This is a genomic window from uncultured Bradyrhizobium sp. (assembly GCF_964252615.1).
In the GTDB taxonomy this organism is placed as follows: Bacteria; Pseudomonadota; Alphaproteobacteria; order Rhizobiales; family Xanthobacteraceae; genus Bradyrhizobium.
In genome coordinates this window covers 83,548-89,547 of the sequence record NZ_CAXUNQ010000015.1, presented here as the reverse complement: position 1 = coordinate 89,547, position 6,000 = coordinate 83,548, and the positions used below count along the sequence as shown (strand labels likewise).

Here is a 6,000-nt window from a genome sequence, read left to right as displayed (position 1 = left end):
AGGAATATTGGCAGCCGGCGGCGATGCTATTGAAGCTGGCAGGCGAAAGCCCGCCCGGCGGCGATCATCTCATGGCCCGGATTGCGGTAATGTACGGCCTGCGCAAGGGGGTAAGGGCCGATCCGCCCGAGTTCGATCCGAACCGCAAGCGCGATCACCATTGGGGCAAACGGAATCTCAAACGAGACGAATGACCGGCTAAAACGGAATATCGGACAATTGCGATCGGAATACCGCCACAGCCGGCACGCTGCGAATGCCGCGCCGGTTCGCGGCGTTTTCCTTGTTGGTAAGCCAGCGCAGTTGCTGCAAGCCCTGATCGTTCTCTCGCCGGTTATCAAGGCTGTCGCCGTTCTCATGGTCGACGAAATGCTTCTCCGACGGCCGTGGCAGCCCCATCCGTTCCGCGATAATCACCCGATGCATGAGGATAGTGACGTTACGGCCACCGTCGCACACTGAGCGTCTCGCATAGACGAGGCCACCATGGCGCGGATGCGACACCGCATACGTCCACGGCCACTGCATCAGGAAGTCCAGGTCCTGCCAGGAGACCTTGCAGACATATTGCGTGCGGGCGCCGACAATGATGGTGGCGTAAGGTAGAACTCCGCGCGCTTTCATTCGCTGGATCCTATGCAGCTAATCGGAACCCCCCTGCTCAATTCGCGCCAATGCCATATCCACCTGCCAACGATGTGCTCGGGCTCTTTAAGATGCTCCGCAATTTCCGCCGTGTTGTAACGTCGCGCCCACATCTTCAGCGCGATCGAATATTTGCGAAACAGGTCGTGGTCGATGTCATCGCTGCGTGCGAGATCGTTCATGTTCCGCTCCCGCGCACGAAACAGAACACGGTAAATTCCCCGATCGGTCCCGGCCGGCCGCACAGATGGCTGCGCCCATCCGGACTGTCGCGGTTCTGTTCGACCTTTCGCAGCGGGATCGGAATCCAAATGCTGCCACGTTGCGCTTCCCAATGACCGTCGACGAAGCGCGACGGCGCCGGGCTGCAATCCTGGTTGTGGCAACACGAGGTATTCGGCGCGTCCGGCATCATCCACGTCGAGTAGAAGCGCTCGTGGATGTCTTGCGGGTGATACTGATCCTGCGCGTTCGCTGCGATGATGTACAGGATGGCCGCAACGAACGCCGCAACAACGATCAAGCAACCAAGCCGGTCCGACTTCATGGCGGGCACCTCTTCGCTTTAGCTATGGTGGATTCTGAGACGCCCCTGCCGCTTCGGTCTGTGATTTGGTCAGCGAACGCTGAAAGCGATCTTCGGCGTCCGGACGCACAGCGGCCAAGCGCGCTGCAGGACATTGCATTGAAAACAAACGAGCGCGCTGTATTCGGTGCGGGGCGGCAGATTAGGCGGAAGCTGGAAGGATCGCGGCAGCGCTGTGTCGCCGACCTGGACAGCTCGCGAGGCTTCCGTGGTATCTAGCGTGGCGACCATCCTGCCGGTTTCGGCGTCATTGAAGAACCGCTGCACCGTGGCCGGACAGAGCCGCTTCACCTCTTTGAGGTGCCAGTCTGCCACGACCGTTGCGCCTTGCGATGCAGGATCCGGAATGATGTGGCTTTGAACGGCGTCGTAGATGTATGGCGGATTATTATCCAAATACATCAGCCCGATCCATCCGCCCAACAAGCCGGAGAGGAGGACGACAGTTGCCAACAGGAATCGCTCGTTCATGACTTGCCGATCAGCCATGATTTGATAGCGATTACCGCTGCCAACGTGGTCCCGACTGAAATGATCGCCCATTTTACCACCCGACCGGTAGTCTTGAACGCCCGTACCAGTTCGATCCCGTTCTGCAGTTCGAGGATTTCTTCTTTGCGGGCGCTTGCCAAAAACTCGAACGTCTCGGACTTCCCCTCCCGCAGGAACCGGCGCATATTCTTGTAGTCAGGGTCGCCGAGCTTGCGCAGCACGTCGATGCCGTCGGCGCCCATGTCTCCAATGACATCGGCAACCTCCATCAGGTTCGAGAACCGTTGCGTGGTCATCATTTTGAGACGCCACGCGACGACCTCTTCCTCGGCTTTCGATCCTTGATCGGACATCAGCGCCCTGCTTTCAATTGGAGACGCAAAGCGTCATCGCTTGATGATCCGTGCGACCTTTTCGATCGTGCGTCCGCCAAACCAGAGCGCCATCAGCGAGCGCGGCCAGCAGGACCATAGCCGTAGCCATCACCCACTCGAACAGTCGGCCTTCCAGATGGCGGAGCATGACAGGCGTCATGGATTTACCTCTTTGCCGTCGTCGCCGACTGCGAAACCGCCAAGGTGGCCGCCATCGCCTGCGATCCCCGCGTCATCATCCGGTTGCCGAACCAGAATCCCATGATCGCCGCGAAGATCGACTTCGTATCGGCGTCCCACAGCAACTGCGCGAGCTGGGCCAGGTCATAGCCGCTGTTGACGCCGTAGATGAACAGCGACACCTCGATCAGAAGGAACAGATGGAAGAAAACCAGGGTGATGTAAGGGCGCACAAATACGGCCAGCGCGTCCACAAAACGGTTGCCAGAAGAGCCGCTTGCAAACTCATAAATATGGTCTGCCTGTCGAATATCAGCCTGAGAATTTGCAATATCCACCTGACCGGCAATCTTCTCTTTCTCGCCTTGCTGTCGAAGTTCTTCAAGGCGGATTTGCTGCGCATTGTTCTCTCGCAAGGTGAAGAAGTTCAGGATGGCCGGCACCATGCCGGCGAGCGCGCTCAGTGCTGCGACGATGCCCGTGAACATGGCTATGCCACTCCCTTCGCCTCAGTCACGACGGCGACCGCCTCATCCTTGGTCGCATCGGCCATGGCGATGGCTTCAGCCACTTTCGGCGTCACGTCCTTGTCCGCAATCGCGACGATTTCGAGCGGTTTGGTGACCCGCTTGCGAAGCCAGGAGATGGCAAGACCGATCAGCGCAAAGGAAGCGCTCAACACAAGCCCGCGCATATCTTCCGGCACGTTCGCAAGCAGCCGGGCCGTGAGCGGCGTCAGATCCAGGCTCGACGCAAACAGCGCCAGCGCGTCATAGGCGGTCACCACGAAGCCGCCGAACCACAGCAGCCGGCCGATCAGCAGCGTCTCGGATTTCCTGTAGAGCGCGATCTCGATCGGCTCTATCCAGGCGAAGAAGCCTTGCGCCCAGGGTTTCGTCTTGAGCCAGGCGCGCCCGGAAAGCGCGTACCACAGCAACACAAGGGCGAGCAGTGCGGCAACTGTCCAAAGCATGATGTTCAAGCCTTCCTGTAGGTGCGGAATACGATGTCCCAGACTGGGGATGACACGCCAAAATTGCCTTTGCCGCCGCGGTGATGGGCAGCATGCAGGCGCCTCATCATCGCGCCGTAGCGGCCGAAACCGCGGGCCTCAAAGTGATGCATGCCGACGTGAATGGCGCAGTAGAACAGATAGCCGCTCATGAACCCGGCCGTAGCGGCGGAACAAAGCGAGCCACCTACCAGGATATACGCAATGAGCCAGATGCCGGCGAAACCGCCGAAGGTCCCTAAGCTCGCGACCCCGATCAGGTCCTTCGGTAAAGCATGATGCATTTGATGCATCGGCTCGAAGGCCGTTGGCCCATGGAACACCAGGCGATGTATCCAATATTCGGCAAAGGACCAGACGACTGCCCCTGTCAGCAGCGCCGCGACCAGCCCCGCCGGATGCAAACCTCGCCAAAGTGCGGTAGCGATAAGCGCCAGCTCTGCAAACGGCACGAGCGCGAAATCAAGGAAATACCCGGATCGCGACAAATCGAATGCAGCGGGCAAGCCCTCGTGGCGCGATAAACCGAAATTGCGGGGCATGATCACGCCGCCTTCGGCTTGAACAGATCTTTCACACGGCCCCAGAACGTCGGAGCAAGGCCCGTGGTGCGGACCGGACCCGGCGGCGGCAACGTGACGTCCGGAGGCTTGGAAAGCGCCGCAGGACCCGTCAGCGCAGCCTTGATGGCGGCGATCGTCGCAGGGCCTGCGACACCATCGGCGGCGAGGCCCTTGCTGGTCTGAAAGGCCACCACGGCCGTGCGTGTGCCCGCGCCCGCGATGCCGTCTACGACCAGTTGCGGCGTGGCGCCGAGTTTGTTCAGCGACGTCTGTAGCCAGACCGCATCGTCAACGCCCTGAACCGGGGCGAGGTTTGGTTGAGGCAGCGCCGGCTGCGCCAGCACCTCCGGCAATCCTGCAAAGCTGATCGTATCGTCGAGCGCATCGAGCTTGAGCAGCAGGCCAGCGACTCCGAGCTGCTTGTCCGTGACGTTTTCGATCGGGCCATGGTCGACAAGAACCTTGCCACCAGGCCCTGAAGGCGGATCGTAAACGGTCGTCCCAGACCACAGATACGGGCTTGGCCGGGGCGGACGTGCATTGGCATAAGCAAGCCCGTTGAAGCGCTCGACGTAAGTCAACATGCCGGAGATCGACCAGTCCCGGTTCGCAATTGCTGCTTTCGGCGCGCAGTCCATCAAGGCATCGACGGCGCCGCGCTCGAATGCATCGACTCCGAAGAATGGCCCGCGGCCCGCCGGCACATGCGTGGTCGGCCGGCTCAAGGGGTCGCCCTGTCCGAGATGCGTCGAAAAATCCATGCCGCTCTCGCGGTTGTGGATGACCGCGACGAAGACCCATGCTTCGTCCGGCATGTTGGATCCTCGCGCGCGGCAGCGCCGGACGACGTCGAGATAGCGCGCCTTGTTGGCAAGGGCCTTGCGGGCCACGGGATCGAAACTGAGCCGGCCGGTCAGCCTTGCTGAATTCCAACGCGTATCGTTCGCCCGTTGCAGGGCGTTGAGATCGGTCATGATGATGTTTCCTTTTTAAGCTCGCCGCCGCGTCATGCGGCCTACGGTATTCAGACCGGTCCGCTTCGGACCGCGCCGCTCTGAGTCGTGAGCGCGTCTATCTCGGGACGGATTTCATGGACGGTGTACGGGTCTTCGCCGGGACCGTGCATTGGTGCGAACGGGCGCACGCCGTTAAAATTCAGCGCTTCGCCGATCTCGTGGTTCATTGAGCGCAGGCACTGCTCAAATACCCAGCGCCGCCATGATTGCTCATTGTACGTCGCGAACGGCACCGGATGGCAGTGATAAGGGGCGAACGGCCGGTTGTGATCGTAGTTGTCGACGTCGTTCGCCATCCTGATCCGCAGTTCTTTCACTCCGCCACCTACATCGGCAAGCGCGAACGTCCAGCCCGGTTTGCACTTCGCCTCGCTGACCACGCGCGCAAGGATATCGAATGTGTTATCGGCCATGGTCACGCTCTCTGATGGTGCGGTTTGCGAAATTCCGACCGGTGCCCGCGCCGATCCTCACGCGCAAAGCGTTTGGCTTTAGCGGCCGATCCGAACACCTCTTTGACCTTGCCGTTCTGTTTCACGATCACGTAGCCGCCCTTGGTCATGGAGAACGGCTTGGTCAACTTGCCGAGGTGATCGAACTTGGTGCCGGGCGGATGCTTGAAGGGTTCGAACCACGAGGGATGCACGAAGTTCGACATCGCTATGCCGTTGACGAGGAAAGTATCCTCTTCGCAAGGATCGCTCATCTCGTAGGCGTATTCCTTGCCGTCGCTGTTTTCAGCCCAGAGATTTGCGAGCGGATCGATCGCCATCTCGAATAGTTCGTGGCAGGCCGTGACGCTGACGAGTTCTTTCGCCGCCAGCGTGGTCTTGACGAATACCTTCGAGATCGGCTGCCCGTCTTTCGTCAGGTCATGATAGCCGAGCGCGCCGGCCTCGTCGGCCGTGTCGAGATAGTAGAACTGCCACTCGCCGGGCTTTGGCTTTGTGGTGTTGTAGAGCGTGACCGGGTAGCCCCAGACCGGAACGAAAAACTGATCGTAACAAGCCTGAAGTGCCGCCGTGAGCTTGTCGAAGGGTACGCCGAGATCGACGGTCGCCATATTGATGCAGGCAATGCGCACGGCACCGCCCTGCCCGGCTTGGGCAGATCGTTTGGTCATTTGTCGCTT

General features: G+C 60.2%; 12 protein-coding genes. 1 reads left to right on the top strand and 11 read right to left on the bottom strand.

The window, feature by feature from the left end; translation table 11 throughout:
* Positions 1-194: hypothetical protein (locus ACFE72_RS10930; protein ID WP_375413113.1), on the top strand; the 194-nt coding region annotated here is incomplete at its 5' end.
* A gap of 4 nt (positions 195-198) precedes the next feature.
* On the opposite strand, the gene ACFE72_RS10925 is transcribed toward ACFE72_RS10930, so the two are convergent.
* The 11 genes from ACFE72_RS10925 to ACFE72_RS10875 form a co-directional block, all read right to left on the bottom strand.
* Complete coding sequence (locus tag ACFE72_RS10925; RefSeq protein ID WP_375413112.1) at positions 199-624, bottom strand: HNH endonuclease; 426 nt, start codon at positions 622-624, stop codon at positions 199-201.
* Positions 621-827 carry a hypothetical protein gene (locus tag ACFE72_RS10920; RefSeq protein WP_375413111.1) on the bottom strand — a complete coding sequence of 69 codons (207 nt, stop codon included), beginning with the start codon at positions 825-827 and terminating at the stop codon, positions 621-623. The genes ACFE72_RS10925 and ACFE72_RS10920 overlap by 4 nt, the downstream gene beginning before the upstream one ends.
* Positions 824-1,192, bottom strand: coding sequence for a hypothetical protein (locus tag ACFE72_RS10915; protein ID WP_375413110.1), 369 nt, complete (start codon positions 1,190-1,192; stop codon positions 824-826). Before ACFE72_RS10915 ends, ACFE72_RS10920 begins: the two co-directional genes overlap by 4 nt.
* Positions 1,193-1,261: 69 nt before the next feature.
* A complete protein-coding gene (locus ACFE72_RS10910; protein WP_375413109.1) occupies positions 1,262-1,774 on the bottom strand; it encodes a hypothetical protein in 513 nt (170 codons plus the stop codon).
* Positions 1,699-2,076: a hypothetical protein gene (locus ACFE72_RS10905; RefSeq protein WP_375413108.1), complete on the bottom strand. Its 378-nt coding sequence runs from the start codon at positions 2,074-2,076 to the stop codon at positions 1,699-1,701. Before ACFE72_RS10905 ends, ACFE72_RS10910 begins: the two co-directional genes overlap by 76 nt.
* Positions 2,077-2,261: 185 nt before the next feature.
* Entirely contained in the window at positions 2,262-2,765 is a 504-nt protein-coding gene (locus ACFE72_RS10900; protein ID WP_375413107.1) for a hypothetical protein, read from the bottom strand.
* Positions 2,766-2,767: 2 nt separating this feature from the next.
* Entirely contained in the window at positions 2,768-3,250 is a 483-nt protein-coding gene (locus ACFE72_RS10895) for a hypothetical protein (protein ID WP_375413106.1), read from the bottom strand.
* A gap of 5 nt (positions 3,251-3,255) precedes the next feature.
* Positions 3,256-3,831, bottom strand: coding sequence for a sterol desaturase family protein (locus tag ACFE72_RS10890; protein ID WP_375413105.1), 576 nt, complete (start codon positions 3,829-3,831; stop codon positions 3,256-3,258).
* A gap of 2 nt (positions 3,832-3,833) precedes the next feature.
* Entirely contained in the window at positions 3,834-4,826 is a 993-nt protein-coding gene (locus ACFE72_RS10885; RefSeq protein WP_375413104.1) for a peptidoglycan-binding protein, read from the bottom strand.
* Positions 4,827-4,876: 50 nt separating this feature from the next.
* Positions 4,877-5,281, bottom strand: a complete 405-nt coding sequence (locus ACFE72_RS10880) for a hypothetical protein (protein WP_375413103.1) — start codon at positions 5,279-5,281, stop codon at positions 4,877-4,879.
* A gap of 2 nt (positions 5,282-5,283) precedes the next feature.
* Positions 5,284-5,991, bottom strand: coding sequence for a hypothetical protein (locus tag ACFE72_RS10875; protein WP_375413102.1), 708 nt, complete (start codon positions 5,989-5,991; stop codon positions 5,284-5,286).
* Positions 5,992-6,000 lie beyond the last annotated feature (9 nt).